At 61.4% G+C, this 20555-nt stretch carries 21 protein-coding genes and 1 pseudogene; 5 read left to right on the forward strand and 17 right to left on the reverse strand.

Annotation, left to right across the window (positions count from 1 at the left end; all coding sequences use genetic code 11):
• Positions 1-4 precede the first annotated feature (4 nt).
• On the forward strand, positions 5-1009 hold the full coding sequence (gene rpoS, locus AO064_RS25235) for an RNA polymerase sigma factor RpoS (protein WP_012722618.1): 1005 nt from the start codon (positions 5-7) through the stop codon (positions 1007-1009).
• Between the two features lie 198 nt (positions 1010-1207).
• Here rpoS and AO064_RS25240 read toward each other — a convergent pair whose 3' ends face one another.
• On the reverse strand, positions 1208-1417 hold the full coding sequence (locus AO064_RS25240; protein WP_002554837.1) for a cold-shock protein: 210 nt from the start codon (positions 1415-1417) through the stop codon (positions 1208-1210).
• Between the two features lie 389 nt (positions 1418-1806).
• Between AO064_RS25240 and dcd the strand changes: the two genes are divergently transcribed.
• Positions 1807-2373 (forward strand): dCTP deaminase, encoded by a 567-nt coding sequence (gene dcd / locus AO064_RS25245; protein WP_003189215.1) that lies wholly within the window; start codon positions 1807-1809, stop codon positions 2371-2373.
• A 108-nt stretch (positions 2374-2481) separates the two neighbouring features.
• A complete protein-coding gene (locus tag AO064_RS25250) occupies positions 2482-2694 on the forward strand; it encodes a hypothetical protein (RefSeq protein WP_043204916.1) in 213 nt (70 codons plus the stop codon).
• A gap of 33 nt (positions 2695-2727) precedes the next feature.
• Here AO064_RS25250 and pdeM read toward each other — a convergent pair whose 3' ends face one another.
• The 16 genes and pseudogenes from pdeM to AO064_RS25320 form a co-directional block, all read right to left on the reverse strand.
• Positions 2728-3378 (reverse strand): ligase-associated DNA damage response endonuclease PdeM, encoded by a 651-nt coding sequence (pdeM, locus tag AO064_RS25255; protein ID WP_064054973.1) that lies wholly within the window; start codon positions 3376-3378, stop codon positions 2728-2730.
• Positions 3378-5858, reverse strand: a complete 2481-nt coding sequence (locus tag AO064_RS25260; protein WP_064054974.1) for a ligase-associated DNA damage response DEXH box helicase — start codon at positions 5856-5858, stop codon at positions 3378-3380. The genes pdeM and AO064_RS25260 overlap by 1 nt, the downstream gene beginning before the upstream one ends.
• Before the next feature lie 57 nt (positions 5859-5915).
• Positions 5916-6680 (reverse strand): ABC transporter ATP-binding protein, encoded by a 765-nt coding sequence (locus tag AO064_RS25265; RefSeq protein ID WP_012722621.1) that lies wholly within the window; start codon positions 6678-6680, stop codon positions 5916-5918.
• 13 nt (positions 6681-6693) lie between these two features.
• Entirely contained in the window at positions 6694-7812 is a 1119-nt protein-coding gene (locus AO064_RS25270) for a succinylglutamate desuccinylase/aspartoacylase family protein (RefSeq protein ID WP_046036645.1), read from the reverse strand.
• Positions 7813-7821: 9 nt separating this feature from the next.
• On the reverse strand, positions 7822-8532 hold the full coding sequence (locus tag AO064_RS25275; protein WP_046036646.1) for an ABC transporter permease: 711 nt from the start codon (positions 8530-8532) through the stop codon (positions 7822-7824).
• Complete coding sequence (locus AO064_RS25280) at positions 8529-9257, reverse strand: ABC transporter permease (protein ID WP_012722624.1); 729 nt, start codon at positions 9255-9257, stop codon at positions 8529-8531. Before AO064_RS25280 ends, AO064_RS25275 begins: the two co-directional genes overlap by 4 nt.
• Before the next feature lie 57 nt (positions 9258-9314).
• Positions 9315-10094 (reverse strand): transporter substrate-binding domain-containing protein, encoded by a 780-nt coding sequence (locus AO064_RS25285; protein ID WP_012722625.1) that lies wholly within the window; start codon positions 10092-10094, stop codon positions 9315-9317.
• 220 nt (positions 10095-10314) lie between these two features.
• Positions 10315-11949 (reverse strand): ATP-dependent DNA ligase, encoded by a 1635-nt coding sequence (locus AO064_RS25290; protein WP_064054975.1) that lies wholly within the window; start codon positions 11947-11949, stop codon positions 10315-10317.
• Entirely contained in the window at positions 11946-12950 is a 1005-nt protein-coding gene (locus tag AO064_RS25295) for a ligase-associated DNA damage response exonuclease (protein ID WP_012722627.1), read from the reverse strand. The genes AO064_RS25290 and AO064_RS25295 overlap by 4 nt, the downstream gene beginning before the upstream one ends.
• A 343-nt stretch (positions 12951-13293) precedes the next feature.
• A complete protein-coding gene (locus AO064_RS25300; RefSeq protein WP_064054976.1) occupies positions 13294-15735 on the reverse strand; it encodes a penicillin acylase family protein in 2442 nt (813 codons plus the stop codon).
• A 172-nt stretch (positions 15736-15907) separates the two neighbouring features.
• Positions 15908-16552, reverse strand: coding sequence for a glutathione S-transferase N-terminal domain-containing protein (locus tag AO064_RS25305; protein WP_012722629.1), 645 nt, complete (start codon positions 16550-16552; stop codon positions 15908-15910).
• A gap of 105 nt (positions 16553-16657) precedes the next feature.
• Positions 16658-16753 (reverse strand): annotated as a pseudogene (locus AO064_RS30815) (ABC transporter ATP-binding protein); the annotation flags it as partial.
• Between the two features lie 264 nt (positions 16754-17017).
• Complete coding sequence (locus AO064_RS30465) at positions 17018-17218, reverse strand: SEC-C metal-binding domain-containing protein (protein WP_003189235.1); 201 nt, start codon at positions 17216-17218, stop codon at positions 17018-17020.
• A complete protein-coding gene (locus AO064_RS25310) occupies positions 17215-17697 on the reverse strand; it encodes an LEA/WHy family protein (RefSeq protein WP_064054977.1) in 483 nt (160 codons plus the stop codon). Before AO064_RS25310 ends, AO064_RS30465 begins: the two co-directional genes overlap by 4 nt.
• A 19-nt stretch (positions 17698-17716) precedes the next feature.
• Entirely contained in the window at positions 17717-18187 is a 471-nt protein-coding gene (locus AO064_RS25315) for a YchJ family protein (protein ID WP_064054978.1), read from the reverse strand.
• Positions 18188-18191: 4 nt separating this feature from the next.
• Positions 18192-18689, reverse strand: a complete 498-nt coding sequence (locus AO064_RS25320; protein ID WP_012722632.1) for a DUF6231 family protein — start codon at positions 18687-18689, stop codon at positions 18192-18194.
• Between the two features lie 190 nt (positions 18690-18879).
• On the opposite strand from AO064_RS25320, the gene AO064_RS25325 reads away from it, so the two are divergent.
• On the forward strand, positions 18880-19575 hold the full coding sequence (locus AO064_RS25325; RefSeq protein WP_064054979.1) for a PA1041 family peptidoglycan-binding anchor lipoprotein: 696 nt from the start codon (positions 18880-18882) through the stop codon (positions 19573-19575).
• A gap of 147 nt (positions 19576-19722) precedes the next feature.
• A complete protein-coding gene (locus tag AO064_RS25330) occupies positions 19723-20481 on the forward strand; it encodes a collagen-like protein (protein ID WP_064054980.1) in 759 nt (252 codons plus the stop codon).
• Positions 20482-20555 lie beyond the last annotated feature (74 nt).

Consider the following 20555-nt stretch of genomic DNA (forward strand, 5'->3'; position numbering starts at 1 on the left):
AACAATGGCTCTCAGTAAAGAAGCGCCGGAGTTTGACATCGACGATGAGGTTCTCCTTATGGAGACCGGCATCGCTACGGAATCGATGTCGAATGAGGGACCTGCTGTACCTTCAGTTCGCGCCAAATCCAAGAACTCCACCGCGTTAAAGCAACACAAGTACATTGACTACACGCGGGCGCTCGATGCGACCCAGCTGTACCTCAATGAAATCGGCTTTTCCCCTCTGCTGACCCCCGAAGAAGAAGTCCATTTTGCGCGCTTGTCGCAAAAGGGCGATCCGGCTGGGCGCAAGCGCATGATTGAAAGCAACCTGCGCCTGGTGGTGAAAATCGCCCGACGCTATGTCAATCGTGGGCTGTCCCTGTTGGACTTGATCGAGGAAGGCAACCTGGGCCTGATCCGGGCCGTGGAAAAGTTCGACCCCGAGCGGGGCTTCCGCTTTTCAACCTATGCGACCTGGTGGATCCGCCAGACCATCGAACGGGCGATCATGAATCAGACCCGTACGATCCGGTTGCCGATCCATGTGGTCAAAGAGCTTAACGTCTACCTGCGGGCAGCACGTGAGCTGACCCAAAAACTCGATCACGAACCCTCGCCCGAAGAAATCGCCAACCTGCTGGAGAAACCGGTAGCGGAGGTGAAACGCATGCTCGGCTTAAACGAGCGTGTGTCTTCGGTTGACGTCTCGCTGGGTCCGGATTCGGATAAAACCCTGCTGGACACCCTGACGGATGATCGCCCTACAGATCCTTGCGAGCTGTTGCAGGACGATGATCTTTCCCAAAGTATTGACCAGTGGCTGTCGGAGCTTACGGACAAGCAGCGTGAAGTGGTGATTCGCCGCTTCGGCCTGCGTGGCCATGAGAGCAGCACCCTGGAGGATGTAGGCCTGGAGATCGGTCTGACCCGTGAGCGGGTGCGACAAATCCAGGTGGAAGGGCTCAAGCGCTTGCGTGAGATCCTGGAGAAGAATGGCTTGTCGAGTGAGTCGTTGTTCCAGTAAGCAACGCCGCTTGAATGCTTGAATGTGGGAGGGGGCTTGCTCCCGATGGCAATCGTTCAGTCACTGGATGTATCGACTGACCCACCGCCATCGGGAGCAAGCCCCCTCCCACATTTTTTGTGCCCGGTGTTACCAAATCCCAGGCATAAAAAAACCCCGCTTTTAAGGGCGGGGTCTTTTCGACTAAGTCAGTACAAGTTAGATAACTTGAACTTCTTCAGCTTGCATGCCTTTCTGACCGCGGGTAGCGATGAAAGAAACCTGTTGGCCTTCTTTCAGGCTTTTGAAGCCGTCGGATTGGATAGCTTTGAAGTGAACGAACAGGTCGTCACCGGATTGTGGAGTGATGAAGCCGAAGCCTTTTTCATCGTTGAACCACTTAACGGTACCAGTTTGGCGATTAGACATGGTGTATCTCCTTGGACAAAGTTAACTGCGACTCAGGAAAAGCCCTGGCCGAGACTGAGTGCAAAGAGCAGGAAAAATTCTTGGAGATGGTTGGATCGAAATTCAACATATCGTGTAGAGATTCTCAGTGACACAAGCAGCACAGTGGCGCCACCTTAACCCTTTTTCCGGAACGTGCCAATGGTATTTCCGAAGGTTTCTCTAAATTCGTGACTGACGGTGGTATCCACGGTCGCCCTGCGCGGCAATATGAACCCCGGCCCCGCTGGCTGCGGCTTATAGCCGCCGGCGCATTCATCAAGAAAAGCCTTGTGACCTTTGAACCCCAACGCCGGCCCCGGTAAGATGCCCCACAGTATTTTTCCACCTCGCTATTCAGGACACCCGCCATGAGCATCAAATCGGACAAGTGGATTCGCCGCATGGCGCAAGAGCACGGCATGATCGAACCGTTCGTTGAGCGGCAGATTCGTGGCGAAGGCGACGAACGTGTGATTTCGTACGGGGTTTCCAGCTACGGCTACGACGTACGTTGCGCCGATGAATTCAAGGTGTTCACCAACATCAACTCGGCGATCGTCGATCCGAAGAACTTCGACGAGAAGAGCTTCGTCGACGTTAAGAGCGACGTGTGCATCATTCCGCCCAACTCCTTCGCCCTGGCGCGCACCGTGGAGTTCTTCCGTATTCCCCGTGACGTGCTGACCATCTGCCTGGGTAAGAGCACCTACGCGCGTTGCGGCATCATCGTCAACGTGACGCCACTTGAACCCGAGTGGGAAGGCCATGTGACCCTGGAGTTCTCCAACACCACCACCTTGCCGGCGAAGATCTATGCCAACGAAGGTGTGGCGCAGATGCTGTTCCTGCAGTCCGATGAGGCGTGTGAAGTGTCCTATAAGGACCGCGCAGGCAAGTACCAGGGCCAGCGCGGCGTCACCCTCCCACGCGCTTGATCGAAAGGTCTTACGCGTAAAGGGAATTAGTCTGCGGAAAATGACTCTATCTAGGTGTACTGCCTCGGTGCGTGTAAAACGCACCGAGCCACGCTTGAGGAGTACCTTATGAAGATCGACCCGCGAATCAGCGCAGAACTTGCCCGGCTTGAACCCAACCAGATTGGCGTTCTGGCCTGGTCCTTGATGGCAAACCCTGCATTTGAAGGTGGCGTCCCTGGACAACCGGATCCAGACCCTGCGCCCGGCCAGCCCGAGCAGCCCGACGAGCAAGGGGTGCCAACCCTTCCAGACGAGCCGCCACCCGCTCCCGTTGCTTGATGCCAGGCAGCAGGTTGGGAAATGGTCAGTCCCTCAGCGTACTGGCCATACTTCCTGATCGCCGATCACAAAAAGTTGGTGATCTTCTCGCTGTTCCACCGCATACCCCCCTGTAAACGCCCCAAACGCCGGCAGCAAGCTGACCCGCGTACCGATCTGAAAGCACGGCAGCCGCAAACTCTGCCGGCCTTTGCCGCGCAAGCGATACACCGGATGCACATGCCCCGCCAGGACATGATGGCTGGGATGGGCGTGCGGTTCATGCTGCAGGGCGAAAGGGCCCATCAGCAGCGGCTCCGGGACAACCTCAATCCTCAAGTCGACAGGCGGGTCACCCGCGCGCTTATCGTGATTGCCGCGAATCAACGTCATCGGCAGGTCAGGGGTAAGCGCTCGCCAGGCTCTCAGCGCGCTCAGCGTTCCACTGGCGTGAGACCCTGGGCCGTGCAGGAAATCGCCGAGAAAGATCACCTGCGCGCACGGTAGGGCCGAGAGCAATCGATCCAGACGCTGTAAGTTCTCGCTCGTGGTGCCTTGCGGCACCGGCTGGCCCAGGCTGCGATACGCCGACGCCTTGCCGAAATGCGCATCGGCAATCAACAGGCAGCGGCGCGCCGGCCAATACACCGCCTTGTCTGCCAGCAACCACAATTCTTCTCCCTCAAGCCTCACCGAACACACCATCAGCGCTTCCCGTTATCCGCGACTTTTTCCAAATCCTTGACCATTCGCGCAATACGCTCCGAGAGTTTTTCCGAGCTCATGCTTTCGCGCATCCGCTCAACCAGCAACGGAAAGGCCAAAGGCGTAGGCCGTTCGATCACGTGCACGTCCAATTGCAGCGTCGCCATGTGCAGCAATGTCTCCTCCAGCCGACGAATATCCAGTTCATCACGCAAGACTTCTTCCCCGGCCTGCGTCAGCAACAGGTTCTGTGGGTCATATTGCTTGAATACCTCGAAGAACAACCCGCTGGAGGCCTGTACCTGGCGTGTACTTTTCGGCGCGCCGGGGTAGCCGGCAAACACCAGCCCGGCGATCCGTGCGATTTCACGAAAACGCCGCAGGGCCAGCTCTCCGGCATTCAGGCTGGCCGCCACATCGTGCAGCAGGTGTTCTGGCCCCAGCAGTGTCGGGTCCAGCAACTCCGGCCACTCCACCTCGGTGGCACTCAGTAGCTCCAGCCCATAATCGTTGACCGCAATCGAGAAAGTCACAGGCTGCCGCTGGCTGACCCGCCACGCCAGCAGGCTCGCCAGCCCCAAGTGCACCTGGCGCCCGGCGAACGGATAAAGAAACAGGTGCCACCCCTCCCGCGATTTCAGGGCTTCGGCCAGCAAGTGCTTGCGCGTCGGCAAGCCGGACCAGCGCAACTGCGTCTGCAACAGGGGTTGCACCGCCTGCATCTCCGGGCCGTCGTAGTGCCCATGCGCCGCCGCATCAAAACGTTCCACCACCGCCTGGGCCAGCTCATTGGAAAGGGGCATGCGCCCGCCATTCCAACGCGGTACGGCGGCCTTTTTCGCGGTGCTGCGCCGCACATAAGCGGTCATGTTTTCCACGCGCACCAGTTCCAGCAAACGTCCGGCAAACAGGAAGCCGTCGCCGGGTTTGAGCCGGGCGATAAACCCTTCCTCGACACTGCCCAGATTCTTGCCACCACCGCCCTTGCTCCAGTATTTCAAATGGATACTCGCGTCACTGACGATAGTGCCCACGCTCATCCGATGACGGCGTGCCAGCCGCGCATCGGGTACGCGCCAGATGCCGTGCTCGTCCGGCTCCACGCGGCGGTAATCCGGGTAAGCGGTCAGCGACAGACCGCCATGGCGCACAAACCCCAGCGCCCAGGCCCAGTCTGCATCCGTCAGCTCGCGATACGCCCAGGCGCCACGTACTTCCGTCAGCAGCGCATCCGGCGTAAAGCCACCGCCCAGGGCCATGCTCACCAAATGTTGTACGAGCACATCCAAGGGTTTGTGAGGCGATTCCCGCGCTTCGATACGCCGCTGGGCAATCGCATCCTGAGCGGCGGCGGCTTCCACCAGTTCCAGGCTGTGGGTCGGCACCAACGTCACCCGCGACGGCCGTCCCGGTACATGCCCTGAACGTCCGGCACGCTGCATCAGGCGCGCCACACCCTTGGCCGAGCCAATCTGCAGCACCCGCTCCACCGGCAGAAAATCCACCCCCAGGTCCAGGCTGGACGTACACACCACCGCCTTGAGCTGGCCGTCTTTGAGCGCCCGCTCCACCCAGTCGCGGGTCTCGCGTGACAGCGAGCCATGGTGCAGGGCGATCACCCCGGCCCAATCGGGGCGGGCGTCCAGCAGCGCCTGGTACCAGATTTCCGATTGCGCCCGTGTATTGGTAAACACCAGGCAACTGCGGCTGGCGTCGACCTCGGCCACCACTTGGGGCAACATTTTCAAGCCGATATGCCCGGCCCAGGGAAAGCGCTCGGCAACAGGCGGCAGCAAGGTGTCGACTTCCAGCCGCTTGACCGTTTGCCCCTGCACATTGATCCCACCGCCTTGTGGGACCAAAACTTCCAGGGCGTGGGATTGGTTGCCCAAGGTCGCCGAAATGCCCCACACCATCAATTCCGGATGCCAACGCCGCAGCCGCGCCAGCGCCAGTTGCAACTGCACGCCGCGCTTGTTGCCTATCAATTCATGCCATTCATCCACGACCACCATGCGCAGGTGCGCAAGGCTCGCTTCGCTGTCGGCGCGGGCGAGCATCAAGGTCAGGCTTTCCGGGGTGGTGACCAGTGCGGTGGGTTGGCGACGGGTCTGACGGGCGCGCTCGCTGCTGCTGGTATCGCCGGTACGCAGGCCGATGCTCCAGGGGATCTGTAAAGCCTCAAGCGGTGCTTCGAGGGCGCGCGCAGTGTCGGCCGCAAGGGCTCGCATGGGCGTGATCCACAGCACCGTCAGCGGTTCGGCGGCTGGTTTGCGCTTACCCGTCACAGGCGGGCGAGTGAGGGCGAAGCGATTAAGCGCCGCAAACCACAGCGCGTAGGTTTTACCCGCGCCGGTACTGGCATGCAGCAATCCTGACCGGCCGTCCTTGACCGCCGCCCACACGTCTTTTTGAAAGGCGAACGGCTTCCAGCCTTTGGCGGCAAACCATTGTTTGGCGAAGTCGATGGGTTTTGCCATACGGCGGCTGACACTCTGGAAGGCCTATTCCACAGACCTTCCAGAGCGGGCAAAGGTTTACTTCAAGTTGCCACTCAGGAACTGTTGCAGGCGTTCGCTCTTCGGATTGCCCAGCACGTCTTCCGGCGCGCCTTGCTCTTCCACCAGGCCCTTGTGCAGGAACAGCACCTGGCTCGACACCTTGCGCGCGAAGCTCATCTCGTGGGTCACCATGATCATGGTGCGGCCTTCCTCGGCCAGTCCCTGGATCACCTTCAACACTTCGCCCACCAACTCCGGGTCGAGGGCCGACGTGGGTTCGTCGAACAGCATCACCTCCGGTTCCATCGCCAATGCCCGGGCGATGGCCACCCGTTGCTGCTGGCCGCCGGACAGGAACGCCGGGTATTGATCGGCCACGCGCGCCGGCAAGCCCACCTTGTCCAAGTAGCGTCGGGCGCGGTCTTCGGCGTCCTTCTTGCTGCAACCCAATACCCGGCGCGGGGCCATGGTGATGTTTTCCAGCACGCTCATGTGGCTCCACAGGTTGAAGTGCTGGAACACCATTGCCAGCCGCGTGCGCAGGCGCTGCAATTCGGCGTCATCGGCCACGCGCATGCCGTGGCGGTCGCTGACCATGCGGATCGGCTGCCCGTCGAGGGTCATCGCGCCGTCGTTGGGGGTTTCCAGGAAGTTGATACAGCGCAAAAAAGTGCTTTTACCCGAGCCGCTGGCGCCGATCAGGCTGATCACGTCGCCGGTCTTGGCCTTGAGCGAAACACCTTTGAGCACCTCATTGTCGCCATAGCTTTTATGCAGGCCTTCAACGGTCAATTTGTACATGGGGCGTGCATCCTCAAGGCGAAAGTAGGTAGCCGCTGCGGTAGGCCTCAGCGCCTGCGACATGGCCGATGACCATCCCGGCAGTGGCCATGCGGCGCAGCGAACGGGCGTAAAGCAGGCCGGCCTGTCGGCAGTGCACGGGCGTTACGCGGTCGGAAATGGGGTCGATGATTTCGGCGATCAGTTGCCCGGCTTCCAGGTATTCACCGGGCAGGGCGCTGAACACCAGCAGGCCGCCCACCGGCGTTGCCACCGGTTCGACGCCGGCCAGCGGCGTGGCCGGGTAGGGCAGGTCGGGCAGCGGTGCTGCATCGCCCGCAATGGCGCCGAAGTGAATCAGGTAATCGATGATCGCCTGGCAGTCGAGCGCCGCCAAGCCGTGGTTGACGTCGCCCTGGCCGCGCAGTTCGACGGTTACCGAAAAACTGCCCATGGGGATCGGGAAGCGCTTGCCGAAGCGTTGCTGCAACTGCCACCACACCAAGGTGAAACACTCATCGAAGGACTGCCCACCGGAATCGGTCGCGAGCAAATTCGCTTCCGAACCGATGTACCGCGCCAGCGGCTCCACCTGCGGCCAAGCCTCGGGCGTGGTGTACAGGTGCGCCACGGCTTCGAAGTCGCAATGCAGGTCCAGCACCATATCGGCGTCGCAGGCCAGGCGTTGCAGCACCAGGCGTTGGGATTGCAACTGGGTGTCGGCACTCTGCGCGGCGAGCGCGGTGGACAGCGCCGCGCGGATCAGCTCGGTGTTGTGCCGGGGATCATCCCCGAGCAAGTCTTCGATCTGGTTGCCGACGGCCTCACTGAGGTCGACAAACAGGCGATTGAAGTTCTGCCCGCTCTCCAGCTCATAGCGACCCAACGGGATATCCATCAACACCTGTTCCAGGCCGACCGGGTTGGCGATGGGCACCAGCACGATCTCGCTGCGCAGGCGGCCGGCCGCTGCCAGCTTCGCCAGCTGCACCTTGAGGTGCCACGCCACCAGCATGCCCGGTAGCTCGTCGGCATGCAGCGATGACTGAATGTAGATCTTGCCCTCGGCCTGCTCCGGGCCGAAGTGAAAACTGTGAATCTGCCGCGCCGTGCCTGGCACCGGCGCAATCAGCTCATGGACGTGATGCCGCATGAATGCTCCTTAATGGCTCGGCCCGAGGAAGGCCAGCCAGCGGCGTTCCGCCAGACGAAACAGACCGACCAGCGCAAAGGTCACGGTCAGGTAGATCAGCGCAGCGATACCGAATGATTGAAAGGTCATGAAGGTAGCCGAGTTGGCATCCCGTGCCACTTTCAGGATGTCCGGAATCGTCGCGGTAAAGGCTACCGTGGTCGAGTGCAGCATCAGAATCACTTCATTGCTGTAGTACGGCAACGAGCGGCGCAACGCCGATGGCATGATCACGTAGGCGTACAACTTCCAGCCGCTCAAGCCGTAGGCCTTGGCCGCTTCGACTTCACCGTGGGCCATGCTGCGTATGGAACCGGCGAAAATCTCGGTGGTGTAGGCGCATGTGTTGAGGGCGAACGCCAGGATGGTGCAGTTCATCGCATCGCGAAAGAACGCATCCAACACCGGTTGCGCCCGCACGGCGGCGATGCTGTAGATGCCGGTGTAACAGATCAGCAACTGGATATAGAGCGGCGTGCCCCGGAACAGGTAGGTGTAGAACTGCACCGGCCAACGTACCAGCGGGTTGCGCGATACCCGGGCGATGGACAGCGGGATCGACACCACGAAGCCGATGACGAGTGCGGCCGTGAGCAACCACATCGTCATGGCCAGGCCGGTGATGTGCTGGCCGTCGCTATAAAGGAAGGGGCGCCAGTATTCCTGCAAGAGTTCAATCATCGCACTGCCTCCCGGGAGCCTGCGGAGTAGCGACGTTCAAGACGGCGCAGGACAAAGTTGGACGCGCTGGTGATCAGCAAATAGATGAGTGCAGCGAGCACCAGGAAATAGAACAGTTGGTAAGTGCTCTTGCCCGCGTCCTGGGCGGCCTTGACCAGGTCGGCCAGGCCGATGATCGACACCAGTGCCGTGGCCTTGAGCATCACCATCCAGTTATTGCCGATACCCGGCAAGGCAAAGCGCATCATCTGCGGGAAGGTCACGTAGCGAAACCGTTGCCCGCGCTTGAGGCCGTAGGCCGTGGCGGCTTCCAGTTGGCCGCGCGGCACGGCAAGGATGGCGCCACGGAAGGTCTCGGTGAAATACGCACCGTAGATAAAGCCCAGGGTGATCACCCCGGCGCTGAATGGGTCAATCTCGATGTATTCCCATTCCATGAAATCAGTCAGGCCGGTGAGCCAGGTTTGCAGGCTGTAGAAAATCAGCAGCATCAGCACCAGGTCGGGCACGCCGCGGATCAACGTGGTGTAGAGCTGGGCGGGGATACGCAGCAGGCGCAGGCTGGACAATTTGGCGCTGGCGCCGAGCAGGCCCAGCAACACGCTGACGGCCAGGGACAGCACCGACAACTTGATGGTCATCCAGGTGCCTTGCAGCAACAGTGGGCCGAAACCCTTCAAGCTGAGCGCGCTCAACCCGAGGGTTTGCAACAATTCTTCGAACATAAATCAGGACCTATGGCGATAAAAAAGCGCCCCTCCAATGGAAGGGCGCTCCAGGCATTATTTGCCGCTGTACAGGTTCAGATCGCCAAAGTGTTTCTTCTGGATAGTGGCGTAGGTGCCATCATCGTGTAACGCTTTGATACCTTTATCCAAAAGCGCCTTCAGTTCAGTGTTACCTTTTTTGATACCGATGGCGGTTTTCGACGGCAGCAGTGGGTCGTCGATGGCTGCGCTGACTTCATAACCAGCACCGGCCGGCGACTTCAGGAAGCCCAGTTCGGCTTGCAGCATGTCCTGCACGGAAGCGTCGAGGCGCCCGGAAGTCAGGTCGGCATACACCTGGTCCTGGTTGGCGTAGGCCTTGGTGGTCACACCGGCTTTATCCAGTACGGCCTTGGCGTAGGCTTCCTGGATGGTGCCTTGCTCGTAGCCCACGGATTTGCCCTTGAGGGACTCAGGCGTCGAGTAGCCAGCGCCTTTCTTGAACACCAGCGACGTCGGGCCGGAGAACAGCTCGTTGGAGAAGTCGATAGCCTTTTCGCGCACCGGGGTCACGGTCATGGACGAAATCACGCCGTCGAACTTGTTGGCTTTCAGGCCTGGAATCATGCCGTCGAAATCGCTTTCGACCCATTTGCACTTCACTTTCAGCTCAGCGCAGATCGCATTGCCCAGGTCGATATCGAAGCCTACCAGGCTGCCGTCGGCGGCCTTGGATTCGAACGGCGCGTAAGACGGATCGACACCAAAACGCAATTCCTTGTATTCCTTGGCCAGCGCGGAACCGGCGGCCATGCACAGAGCCAGTGCAGAAAGGGTCAGCAATGCTTTTTTCATTATGTAATCCCTGGAAACCAAGATAAGCGCTTGTGGCGCGTTTAGGACTGTTACTGAACGGTGTCAGACGGATCACAAGTAGCAATTTCTGCACCATAGTTCCGAATGTAGTTCCGAATGATCGTTTTAAAAGGTGGGACAAGGGCGTTCTGAGTGTAGGTGATGCCCGAAAATGGGCATTGAAAATTCAGTGCATCATTTAAGGTCATGTTGGTCGGTGTCAGGTCAGGAGGTCTTGCAGGGTGGCGAGGTTGTCAGCGTCTTCCACGGATTTATCCTGCCGCCAGCGCAACATCCGTGGAAACCGCACCGCAATCCCGCTCTTATGCCGCTTGGACAGGGCAATCCCTTCAAACCCCAATTCAAACACCATGCTCGGCGTCACGCTGCTCACCGGGCCGAACTTTTCCACCGTGGTCTTGCGCACAATCGCGTCGACCTTGCGCATCTCTTCGTCGGTCAGCCCTGAGTAGGCCTTGGCAAAGGGCACCAGCGTACGTTCGCTGCCGGACGGGCCGTCCCACACCGCGAAGGTGTAGTCGCTGTAGAGACTGGCGCGTCGGCCGTGGCCACGTTGGGCGTAGATCAACACCGCGTCGACGCTGAACGGGTCGACCTTCCACTTCCACCACACGCCCATGTCCTTGGTACGGCCTACGCCGTACAGGCCATCACGCGCCTTGAGCATCATGCCTTCCACGCCGAGGCTGCGGGAGGCTTCGCGCTGTTCTGCCAGGTCCTGCCAACTGTTTGCCGTCAGCAAAGGGGACGCCAGCAATACAGGCTGGTTGCACCCGGCAATCACCTGCTCAAGCTGGGCGCGGCGCTCGGCCTGGGTGTGGTTGCGCCAGTCGTCACCCTGATGTTCCAGCAGGTCGTACGCCAGGACCGCGACCGGGGCATCCTCCAGTACCTTTTTGCTCAGGGTTTTGCGGCCGATGCGCTGTTGCAACTGAGCGAAGGGTTGCACCGCGTCTTTCCACACCACGATCTCGCCGTCGATCACCGTGCCGTCGGGCAAGCCGCTCAACAGGCTGTGGAGTTCGGGGAAGCGCTCGGTCACCAGCTCTTCACCCCGTGACCAGATCCACAGACGGCCGTCACGCTTGACCAACTGCGCACGGATACCATCCCACTTCCACTCGACCTGCCAATCGGCGGGAGAACCCAGCAAGGTGTCGAACTGCTCCACCGGTTGCGCCAAGCCGTGAGCGAGAAAAAACGGATAAGGCTGCCCGCCCCGTTGCGCATGTTCGTCGGACGATTCAGGGGCGATCAGCTTGAGGTAGCCCTCAGGCGTAGGGCGATTGGACAGATCGGTGTAGCCCACCAACCGCTGGGCCACGCGCTTGCTGTCGAGCTCTGCCATCGCGGCAAGGGCGCGGGTGACCAGCAACTTCGACACGCCCACACGAAAACTGCCGGTGATCAACTTGATGCACACCATCAGGCTCGGCTGATCCAGTTGCGCCCATAACGCAGGGAGCCGCTCTGCCAAGTCCAGCGGAGGCAGGCCACGCAGAGGCAAGAGTTTTTCCTCCAGCCACACCGCCAGACCGTCCTCTGAGGTGTAGGGGGATTCCGGCAGCAGCAGGGAAATGGTTTCCGCCAGGTCGCCCACCGACTGGTAGCTCTCTTCAAACAGCCACGGCTCGATGCCGGACGCTTCGGTGGCCATGTCCCTCAACAGACGCGTGGGTACCAATTGCCGCGGCCGTCCGCCGGACAGAAAGTACACCGCCCAGGCTGCATCTTCCGGCGCGGCATGGCGAAAGTACGCCTGCAGCGCCGCCAGCTTGGCGTTGCTCGAGGTGGTGGCGTCGAGGTTGGCGTACAGCTCGGCGAAGGCCTTCATGCGCTGGCCTCCTCTTCGTCATCGCCGTATTCAGTGGTGAAACCCATGGCATCCAGGCCTTTTTCCCGCAGATGGCGTACCAATACGCCGACAGAACCGTGGGTCACCATCACCCGTTCCGCGCCGGTTTGCTCGATGGCCCACAACAGGCCCGGCCAGTCGGCGTGGTCCGACAGCACAAAACCACGGTCGACCCCGCGTCGTCGGCGGGTGCCGCGCAAGCGCATCCAGCCGCTGGCGAAGGCGTCGCTGTAGTCGCCGAAGCGCTTGATCCAACTGCTGCCGCCCGCAGATGGGGGGGCGATGATCAGGGCCTGGCGTAACAGCGGATCGGTCTTCTTGAAGTCACCGGCGTAAAGCGTTTCAGGGATGTAGATGCCAGCCTCGCGGTACACCCGGTTCAACGGCTCGACCGCGCCGTGGCTGAGGATCGGGCCGATGCTGGCGTCGATACCATGCAGGATGCGCTGTGCCTTGCCGAAGGAATAACAGAACAACACGCTGGCTTTGCCGGCGGCGATGTTCGCCTGCCACCAGTCGTTGATCCCGGCGAAGATCTGCGCCTGGGGCTGCCAGCGGTAGATCGGCAGGCCGAAGGTAGATTCGGTGATAAACGTGTGGCAACGCACCGGTTCGAAGGGCGCGCAGGTACCGTCGGGCTCGACCTTGTAGTCGCCGGACGCGACCCAGACTTCACCCTGGTATTCCAGGCGCACCTGGGCCGAGCCGAGCACATGCCCGGCCGGGTGGAAGCTTAGGGTGACGCCATGGTGTAGAAGTTTTTCGCCATAGGCCAGGGTCTGCAGGTTGATGTCCTGGCCTAGACGTGAACGCAGGATGCCTTCGCCGGGAGCGGCCGCCAGATAGTGCTGGTTGCCGGTGCGAGCATGGTCGCCGTGGGCGTGGGTGATGACCGAGCGCTCCACAGGGCGCCAGGGGTCGATGTAGAAATCTCCGGCGGGGCAGTAGAGGCCTTCGGGGCGGGCGATGACGAGGTCCATGGGGTGACCGGGGGAGGTGGGCTTGTTACTTATGAGGCGGGGCTGAGCGCAGAAGTTCTATCGGAGTGCATGCGGTCAAAATGTGGGAGGGGGCTTGCTCCCGATGGCGGTGGATCAGACAAATTTGCATTGACTGACGGAGGAGGAGAAGTTCGATTAACTATTTGGGGTGAGCCGGCTTGTGTGGTGAGCGGGCTTGCCCCGCGCTGGGCTGCGAAGCAGCCCTAAAACCAGGCGACCTGTTTCTGACTGGAAACACGTGGTGACTGGGTTGGGGCCGCTTCGCGCCCCAGCGCGGGGCAAGCCCGCTCACCACAACAAGCCACCCCACACGTTGACCCGGTTATTTACCGGGCGTCAGCGTCAGCCTCGCCTTCCCATACACCTTCTCGAACTTCTGCGGTTGCATCGGGAAGCTCAGGTATTGCGCCTTGAGCGACGGGTCGATGCCAGTGGCATAGTTCGGGCTGGCCGGGTTGCCGGACTGGCCGATGCCGCCCTGGCCCATCATCGGTTCCGCCTGGCCGAAGTCGACAATCATGCGCAGCGCGGGCACTTGGGTGGTGGTGAAGTCCTGGCCCCAGCTGTAGGGCGCCGGGTTCAAGGTGTTGTGGTCGCCACCGGACGCCAGTGGGCCGCGAATCACCTGGCCATTGATGTTTTTCCAGGTGGTGGTGTGCAGTTTGCCCCACTGCCAGGCCTTGTGGTCGGCACCCAACTGGCTGTCACCGACGCTGATCGCGGCGGCGAGGCTGCGGGCTAGAATGGCCGGTTTGTCTTCTTTCTGCGGGGTGCGCACGTCATCCCAGAACGGGCTGTCTTCACGGCCCAGCAAGTGGTCGGCCTGGGCGGCGTAGGACAGGCTGGCGTTGCTGACAAATGCCTTCCAGCTGGCGCTGTTTTCCGGGCCGAGTTCGTCGAGGAAGATCTGCCTGGTGCTTTCCTGCAGGAACAGTTCGTAGAGCGCGGCGTCGGCGGAAGTGGCCACCAGGCGACCGTCAAAAGCCATCAGGCGGCTCAGCGCTTCACGGGCCTTGGCCTGTTCGGCCGCTGGCAGCGCATCAATCGCCTGTTTCAGCGGCTGGGCCATGCCGGGCGCCTGGAACATAGTCTTGAGCTTGGCGGCGAACGTGGTGGTCTGGTCGTACTGCATGGCGATCACGCTGCGGCTGTCATGTTTGCCGGCATTGGCCAGTTGCGCCAGGCGCTCGCTGCGCTCCGGGGCGTCCCAGGAGTTGGATAACTGCATGCCGTAACCGCGCGGCGCGGTGCGCTGGTTGGCGGTGCCGATCCAGCCTTGCGGTGGGTCCTGGTCATAGGGGTGCAGCATCGCGTCGGCGTAACCGTCCCAGTCGAAGCGTGTGTCCCAGCCCGGTGACGGCAACAGGCCTTCGCCTTCGCGGCGGTTGGGGAAGCGGCCGGTGACTTGCCAGCCAATGTTGCTGGCGTCGGCGAACACCATGTTCAGCGCGATGGCGCGAATCTCGCGGGTCGCGTCCGAGGCTTTACCGGCGTTTTGTGCGCGGGACAGGTCGAAGAACGCGTCCAGGCTCTTGTCGTCCTTGAAGTCGGCGGTTTGCAGGGCCAGGCCCAGGCCGGTGGTCAGCGCTTGGCTGCTGTTGAGCAGGGCACCGTGGCGGGTTTCGTACACCACTTCGCGAATCGAGCGTTGGCCTTTGACGAAGAAGGTTTCGTTGCGCACGCCCGCCGGTAGCCATTTACCGTTGTTCTCGTAGTACAACGCGCTGCCCTGGCGTCTGACTTTTTCCAGGAACAGGTCCTGGGTGTCGCCCTTGACGGTGCTCATGCTCCACGCGACTTTGCCGTTGAAGCCGGACAACAGCGTCGGCAGGCCGGCAATCGAGGCGCCCACGGCCTGGTACTTCGGTGCGCGGATCTGCACGTAGCTCCAGGGCGACGGCGCTTGCGGCTGGGCGGCGAGGTCGCCCGCCAGCAGGCTTTTACCGCTGCGGCTGCGTTGCGGGCCGATCGCCCAGTTGCTCGAGGTGGTGACCGCCAGTGAATTGAGGCTGCTCAGTTGCTGACCAACCGCGTCCAGCCCGGCGAGCTCGGTGACCTGGCCCAGGTTGACGCCCTTGAGTTTCTCGGCCTCGGCCAGCGGGATCGCTTCATCCGGCGCGCTTGGCGTGAGCCAGGCCAGCTTGTCGACGCCGACTTTCTGCGCCAGCACCAGCGATGAAATTTCTTCCTGCAGGTTGGCCGATTCGCTGAAATTCAGCAGGCAGAACAGCAGCGCCGAATCTTCCGGCTTCCAGTACTCGGGCTTGTAGCCGGTCTGGGCCAGGTCCGGCGGCAGCTTGTCGCGGTAGCGGAACAGGTAAGCGTTGACGCCACGCGCATACACTTCAAAGAAGCGCTTGAGGCGTGGGCTGGAGGCGTTATACAGCTCGCCGGCGCTTTTCTTCAGGTTGACCGCCCGCATGAAGCGGTCGACATCCAGTACGTCGGGTCCGGACATTTCCGCCAGGCGACCCTGGGCCAGCAGGCGCAGGGTGACCATTTGGGTGATGCGGTCGCTGGCGTGCACGTAACCAAGGCTGAACAGTGCGTCATGGAAGGTGTTGCTTTCGATCAGCGGCATGCCTTGGGCATTGCGGCGTACCGATACGTTCTGCGCCAGGCCTTTGATCGGCTGTACGCCGGCAACAGGGGGCAGGGTGTCCTGGGTGCTCTGGAGCTGGCAACCGGCCAGGCTTAATGCACTGGCCACTGCCGCGGCAACGCCGAACCGGGGAAGAAAATGTGAGAGGGCTGGCGAGGCCATGGCAAAGCTCCTGCGGGGGTAGCGTCAGTAAAGGCGCTACGTTAGTGAGCGCGGCGGGACGACGCAAGCGGGAGTTTTGGCAATTGCGTGAGATCGTGAGACGGACACACAACAATGTGGGAGAGGGCAAGCCTCCTCCCACATTTGAACGAGTGGAATGTAAAAATGGTGATCAGGCTTTTGGCGGGTTCACTTTCTGCACCAGTTCATACGCCCGAACCGTCGCCGGCCGTTCCTTGATGCTGTTGAACCAGCGCTGCACGTGTGGGAAATCTTCCAGGCGCTGGCTCTGCCACTTGTGGGAAACAATCCATGGGTAGATCGCCATGTCGGCAATGCTGTAGTCCTCGCCCGCCACGAACGCACGACCGGCCAGACGCCGGTCCAGCACGCCGTAAAGACGCGCGGTTTCCTCCACATAGCGCTTGATCGCGTAAGGAATTTTCTCCGGCGCGAACTGGCTGAAGTGATGATTCTGGCCGGCCATCGGCCCCAGGCCGCCCATTTGCCAGAACAGCCATTGCAGCGCTTCCTGGCGACCGCGCAGGTCTTTTGGAATGAACTGGCCGGTTTTTTCCGCGAGGTACAAAAGGATCGCGCCGGATTCAAACAGCGAAATCGGCGCGCCGCCGTCGGTCGGGTTCTGATCGACGATGGCGGGAATGCGGTTGTTGGGAGCGATCTTCAGGAAGTCAGGCTTGAACTGGTCGCCCTGGCCAATATTGATCGGGTGCACCTTATAGGGCAGGCCGGCTTCTTCCAGGAACAACGATACTTTGTGGCCGTTGGGGGTGGTCCAGTAATACAAGTCGATCATGAAGCTCTCCAAAAGTGGTGATGCTTGAGCGGATGCCTGTAGGTATAGGTAATGTTGGGTGTGCGAAAATTCAATGAAACATTTGCGCATACCCTTAGAAGCCAATCACACGGCGCCATCCACCAACACCTGCAGCGACCGCTGCGAGCACCGCTCGATACGCACCTGCACGCCATACACCTCGGCAAACAGCGCCGGGTCCGGCAGCATCACCTGGGGACGACGCGCAAGGCCGCGCACTGCTGGCTGAACGTTCGGCTAGTGGGGGGGGAAGTGGGGTTGTTTTTGCAGCGAGCGGGCTTGCTGTAGTGAGCGGGCTTGCCCCGCGCTGGGGCGCGAAGCGACCCTAAAACCTGAGGTTGGGTTGTGTCTGAGAGACCGCGTTGAATGTGTTGGGGCTGCTGCGCAGCCCAGCGCGGGCAAGCCCGCTCACCACAGCAAGCCCGCTCCTACAGGGTCAGGGCATTAAGCCCCGTGGCACTTCTTGAATTTCTTCTCGCTGCCGCAGGGGCAAGGATCGTTGCGACCAACGTCCTTCAAGGCATTGCGCACCGGCTCCTGGTGGGCGTGGCCGCAGTTCGGGCCGTGGACATGGCCGTGGTCGTGATCATGGTGATCGTGATCGTGGTTGCAGTCAGGACCATGGACATGGGGTTGCTGAGTCATCGATGTCGCTCCGGAATAAAATCGCCGGGGATTATCTCGCCATTGTGGTTCACCTGCACGTCATAACCGATGAATAAGCCGGTTTTCAGCTCACCCTCCAGGCGATAGGGCACGGGCCGGTCGGGTTTTTTCAACATCTGCACCACATCACGGATCTGCGGCCAGAGGTTAGTGCGCACCGACACCCGGAAAAACTTATGACTGCGCGGCGGTACGGTCAGCCATTCGTCAGACTCGCCCTCGGTGAGCACGAAGTCGCCCAGGGTGACCTTGTAGATCAGGCCGCGCACGGTCAGGTCGGCGTCGTCGCGGTTGTCCACGCGAAAGTACAGCTTGAACTTCTGCTCCAGCAGCTTGGCGCGCACCACCTCGACTTTCACCAGGGAGACGTGAGGGGGGGGCGAATCGTCTTCGAACCACGACGCGCAGCCGGTGAGGGTGAGGGTTAACGCCAGCATCAAGCTGTACATCCGAAGCATGGCGTGAGTCCTGTCGTGGTTAGAGGTAGCTGGAGCAACACTTCTTGAATTTCTGCCCACTGCCGCACAGGCAGGCATCGTTGCGCCCGACCTTCACTTCCACCGTCGGGTCGATGAAGTACCAGCGCCCGTCATTCTGTACGAAAGAGGACTGCTCGCGGTGGCTATGTTCACCGGTGCTGTCATGCCAGCGCGCGGTGAAGGTCACGAACGCGTGTTCCGGCTGGCCGCCGAACACCTCGGAGCTTTCCACCTCAAGGCCGAGCCAGGTGCTCTGGGCACTCCAGGCACCGATGGCATGGCGGTCCAGGCCCGCCTGTTGCGCGGGCAAAGTAGTAGCCACTAGATATTCGACCAGGCCCAGCACATAGGCGCTGTAGCGCGAGCGCATCAACGCGGTGGCGCAGGGCGCCGGGTGCCCGGCGTGATAATGGCCGCAGCAGGCATCCAGCAGGTTGCCACTGCCGCAGGGGCAAATGGATGTACTCATCGGGTTACCACCAATACTTTCCAAAGTTTTCCGGGTTGGCCCAGAAGCGGGCGTTGAGCCAGTCCGGCACCTGTTTATAGTCAAGCAGATCGTAGGTAAACAGCGTCAGAACCTGCTCGTCACGCTGGAAACGCTCGCCGGCCTGCAGGGCCAGGGAAAAGAAGTCGGTGTCCTTCCAGTCGCAGGCGCCCAGGTCCACCAGCACCGCAATGCGGCTGGCGTTGAGGTTACGGATGCCGCCCAGCAGGGTCAGGCCTTGCGGTTTTGACAGGTGCTCAAGGCAATCGACCACCAGTGCCAGGTCAAAACGCTGCGCCGCCAGCTCCGCCGGCAGTGGCCCGGGTGGGGCGAGGGCTACTTGGGTGTCGGGGTGCGCCGCTTGAAATGCCTCCAGCGCCGGGAACTGGCTGGCGCCCAACAGCAGCAGGCGTTTGGGCTGGTGCAGGTCGAGCAAGGCGGCCAGGGCTTGCTGGGGTGTACGGGCAGAAATACCGGCGGTCATCAGAGATCCTCACATCAGGACCGTAGAGACTAGCGCGGCTGAGCGTGCGGGCCTAGAGCGGGTGCCAGTGAAAAGTCCGAAAAAAGCGACGAGCCTCAATGAATACGGGGCCGCGGCGTAGTGGCGCAGATGAAAAGAGCCGTCTTTACTCCACCCATCGGCCCCCGCCGATCCCCTCAGGAGAAATCAGATGAGCATCATGCGGACAGCTCTACCCTTGGTTCTGCTAACCGGAGTATTGACAGGTTGCGCAGGCTTGCAAAAAACCGATTGGCCCACCTGCGCCGCGGTTGGCGGCGTGACCGGCGCGGCGATCGGTGCCACTGAAAGCTCGGCCTACGCAGGCTACGGCGCGTTGCTGGTCGGCGGCATGGCCGGTGCCTATTGCTGGGTGCACGGCGATGGCGACGAGGACGGCGATGGCGTGCCGGACAGCCGCGATAAGTGCCCGGGCACGCCGAAAGGTGTGCAGGTGGATGCCGACGGTTGCCCACCCGCACCGCCACCGGTGGTGGTTGAGGAAGTCGTGGTGGTCAAGGAGGAAACCATCGTGATTCGTGATGTGCACTTCCAGTTTGATTCGGCCCAGTTGACGGCGGCGGATAAAACCAAGCTCGATACCGTCGCCACGCGCTTGAAACAGGAAGCCCCTGGCGCACAACTGCGGGTCAGTGGCCACACGGACAGCGTCGGCAAAGATGCCTACAACCAAAGGCTCTCGGAAAAACGCGCCCATTCGGTCACCGATTACCTGATCGGCGCCGGTGTGCCGCGCAGCAACTTTGTCTCGGTGACCGGCGCGGGCGAGAGCCATCCGGTAGCCGACAACAAAACCGCTGAAGGCCGCGCCTTGAACCGCCGCACGGAAATCCAGATCAACCGCTGACGGCCCTTGCCCCTGTGGGATCCACAGGGGCATTGCTGCCAATCCTCCCCCTTTATTAACTTTTTTGATCCTTCACTGGCAAAGCGCCCGTGGAAGTCGTTACTGTGCGTCCAAAGAAAAAATCAGAAATAAGTCAGGAGCCCCATGATGCGTAAGGTTTTTCTGTTGGCCCTGTTGGTCAGCCCCGTTGCCCTGGCCCAGAGCGTCAGTGTTGAAACCAACTCGCTGATGCGCCTGCCCAGCAGCACCAGTGTGTTGCAGCTGGAGCGCCTGGACGTGGCGGACTACGGCACCTTGCTGATTCCGGCCACCATCAGCCAAGTCACGGTGGATGAGCTGCATTTGGGCCGCGACGCCCGCATCGCCATTGTGCCCGGCAACACCGCACTGCAATTGCAGGTGCGCCATGCGCAGTTGGAGCACGGCAGCCAGATCACCTCACGCGGTGCTCCCGGTACCCATGAAAAACCTGCCAAGGCCGGGCGTGACCTGACCTTGCGCATCAATTCCCTGGCCGCTGAAGAACTCTCGGTAGACGCCCGTGGCGGTGCCGGTGCCCAAGGTTATGCCGGTCTGGATGGCGCCAATGGCGAAGATCCGGGTTGCACGTGGGGCTCGGCCGGTCGTGGTGCCAATGGTGATAACGGCGGCGATGGTTTGCCCGGCGCGGCCGGTGCGCAGGTGCGGGTTGAGTTGCCGCAGGACTTCCCCGCGCAGCAGATCAAGGTGTGGGTGGACGGTGGCCCCGGTGGCCTGGCGGGCACGGCGGGTAAACCGGGTCGCGGCGGCGAGTCCAAGGGCTGCCTGGTGTACCGCGCCGACGGTGGCGAGAAAGGCCGCCCAGGGTTGGAAGGGCAGCCGGGGCCTGCTGGGCCAGCGGGCACTGTGACTATCCAGCGGCTCTAAATCGGCTGGCCTGGCGCTATCGGGAGCAAGCCCCCTCCCACATTGGAATGCATTCCAAATGTGGGAGGGGGCTT

This window comes from Pseudomonas marginalis, from assembly GCF_001645105.1.
In the GTDB taxonomy this organism is placed as follows: domain Bacteria; phylum Pseudomonadota; class Gammaproteobacteria; order Pseudomonadales; family Pseudomonadaceae; genus Aquipseudomonas; species Aquipseudomonas petroselini.

Bases quoted from the DNA above. Each gene is read 5' to 3' on its own strand.
- rpoS (WP_012722618.1), top strand. From the start codon at position 5: ATGGCTCTCAGTAAAGAAGCGCCGGAGTTTGACATCGACGATGAGGTT.
- AO064_RS25240 (WP_002554837.1), bottom strand. From the start codon at position 1,417: ATGTCTAATCGCCAAACTGGTACCGTTAAGTGGTTCAACGATGAAAAA.
- dcd (WP_003189215.1), top strand. From the start codon at position 1,807: ATGAGCATCAAATCGGACAAGTGGATTCGCCGCATGGCGCAAGAGCAC.
- AO064_RS25250 (WP_043204916.1), top strand. From the start codon at position 2,482: ATGAAGATCGACCCGCGAATCAGCGCAGAACTTGCCCGGCTTGAACCC.
- pdeM (WP_064054973.1), bottom strand. From the start codon at position 3,378: ATGGTGTGTTCGGTGAGGCTTGAGGGAGAAGAATTGTGGTTGCTGGCA.
- AO064_RS25260 (WP_064054974.1), bottom strand. From the start codon at position 5,858: ATGGCAAAACCCATCGACTTCGCCAAACAATGGTTTGCCGCCAAAGGC.
- AO064_RS25265 (WP_012722621.1), bottom strand. From the start codon at position 6,680: ATGTACAAATTGACCGTTGAAGGCCTGCATAAAAGCTATGGCGACAAT.
- AO064_RS25270 (WP_046036645.1), bottom strand. From the start codon at position 7,812: ATGCGGCATCACGTCCATGAGCTGATTGCGCCGGTGCCAGGCACGGCG.
- AO064_RS25275 (WP_046036646.1), bottom strand. From the start codon at position 8,532: ATGATTGAACTCTTGCAGGAATACTGGCGCCCCTTCCTTTATAGCGAC.
- AO064_RS25280 (WP_012722624.1), bottom strand. From the start codon at position 9,257: ATGTTCGAAGAATTGTTGCAAACCCTCGGGTTGAGCGCGCTCAGCTTG.
- AO064_RS25285 (WP_012722625.1), bottom strand. From the start codon at position 10,094: ATGAAAAAAGCATTGCTGACCCTTTCTGCACTGGCTCTGTGCATGGCC.
- AO064_RS25290 (WP_064054975.1), bottom strand. From the start codon at position 11,949: ATGAAGGCCTTCGCCGAGCTGTACGCCAACCTCGACGCCACCACCTCG.
- AO064_RS25295 (WP_012722627.1), bottom strand. From the start codon at position 12,950: ATGGACCTCGTCATCGCCCGCCCCGAAGGCCTCTACTGCCCCGCCGGA.
- AO064_RS25300 (WP_064054976.1), bottom strand. From the start codon at position 15,735: ATGGCCTCGCCAGCCCTCTCACATTTTCTTCCCCGGTTCGGCGTTGCC.
- AO064_RS25305 (WP_012722629.1), bottom strand. From the start codon at position 16,552: ATGATCGACTTGTATTACTGGACCACCCCCAACGGCCACAAAGTATCG.
- AO064_RS30465 (WP_003189235.1), bottom strand. From the start codon at position 17,218: ATGACTCAGCAACCCCATGTCCATGGTCCTGACTGCAACCACGATCAC.
- AO064_RS25310 (WP_064054977.1), bottom strand. From the start codon at position 17,697: ATGCTTCGGATGTACAGCTTGATGCTGGCGTTAACCCTCACCCTCACC.
- AO064_RS25315 (WP_064054978.1), bottom strand. From the start codon at position 18,187: ATGAGTACATCCATTTGCCCCTGCGGCAGTGGCAACCTGCTGGATGCC.
- AO064_RS25320 (WP_012722632.1), bottom strand. From the start codon at position 18,689: ATGACCGCCGGTATTTCTGCCCGTACACCCCAGCAAGCCCTGGCCGCC.
- AO064_RS25325 (WP_064054979.1), top strand. From the start codon at position 18,880: ATGAGCATCATGCGGACAGCTCTACCCTTGGTTCTGCTAACCGGAGTA.
- AO064_RS25330 (WP_064054980.1), top strand. From the start codon at position 19,723: ATGCGTAAGGTTTTTCTGTTGGCCCTGTTGGTCAGCCCCGTTGCCCTG.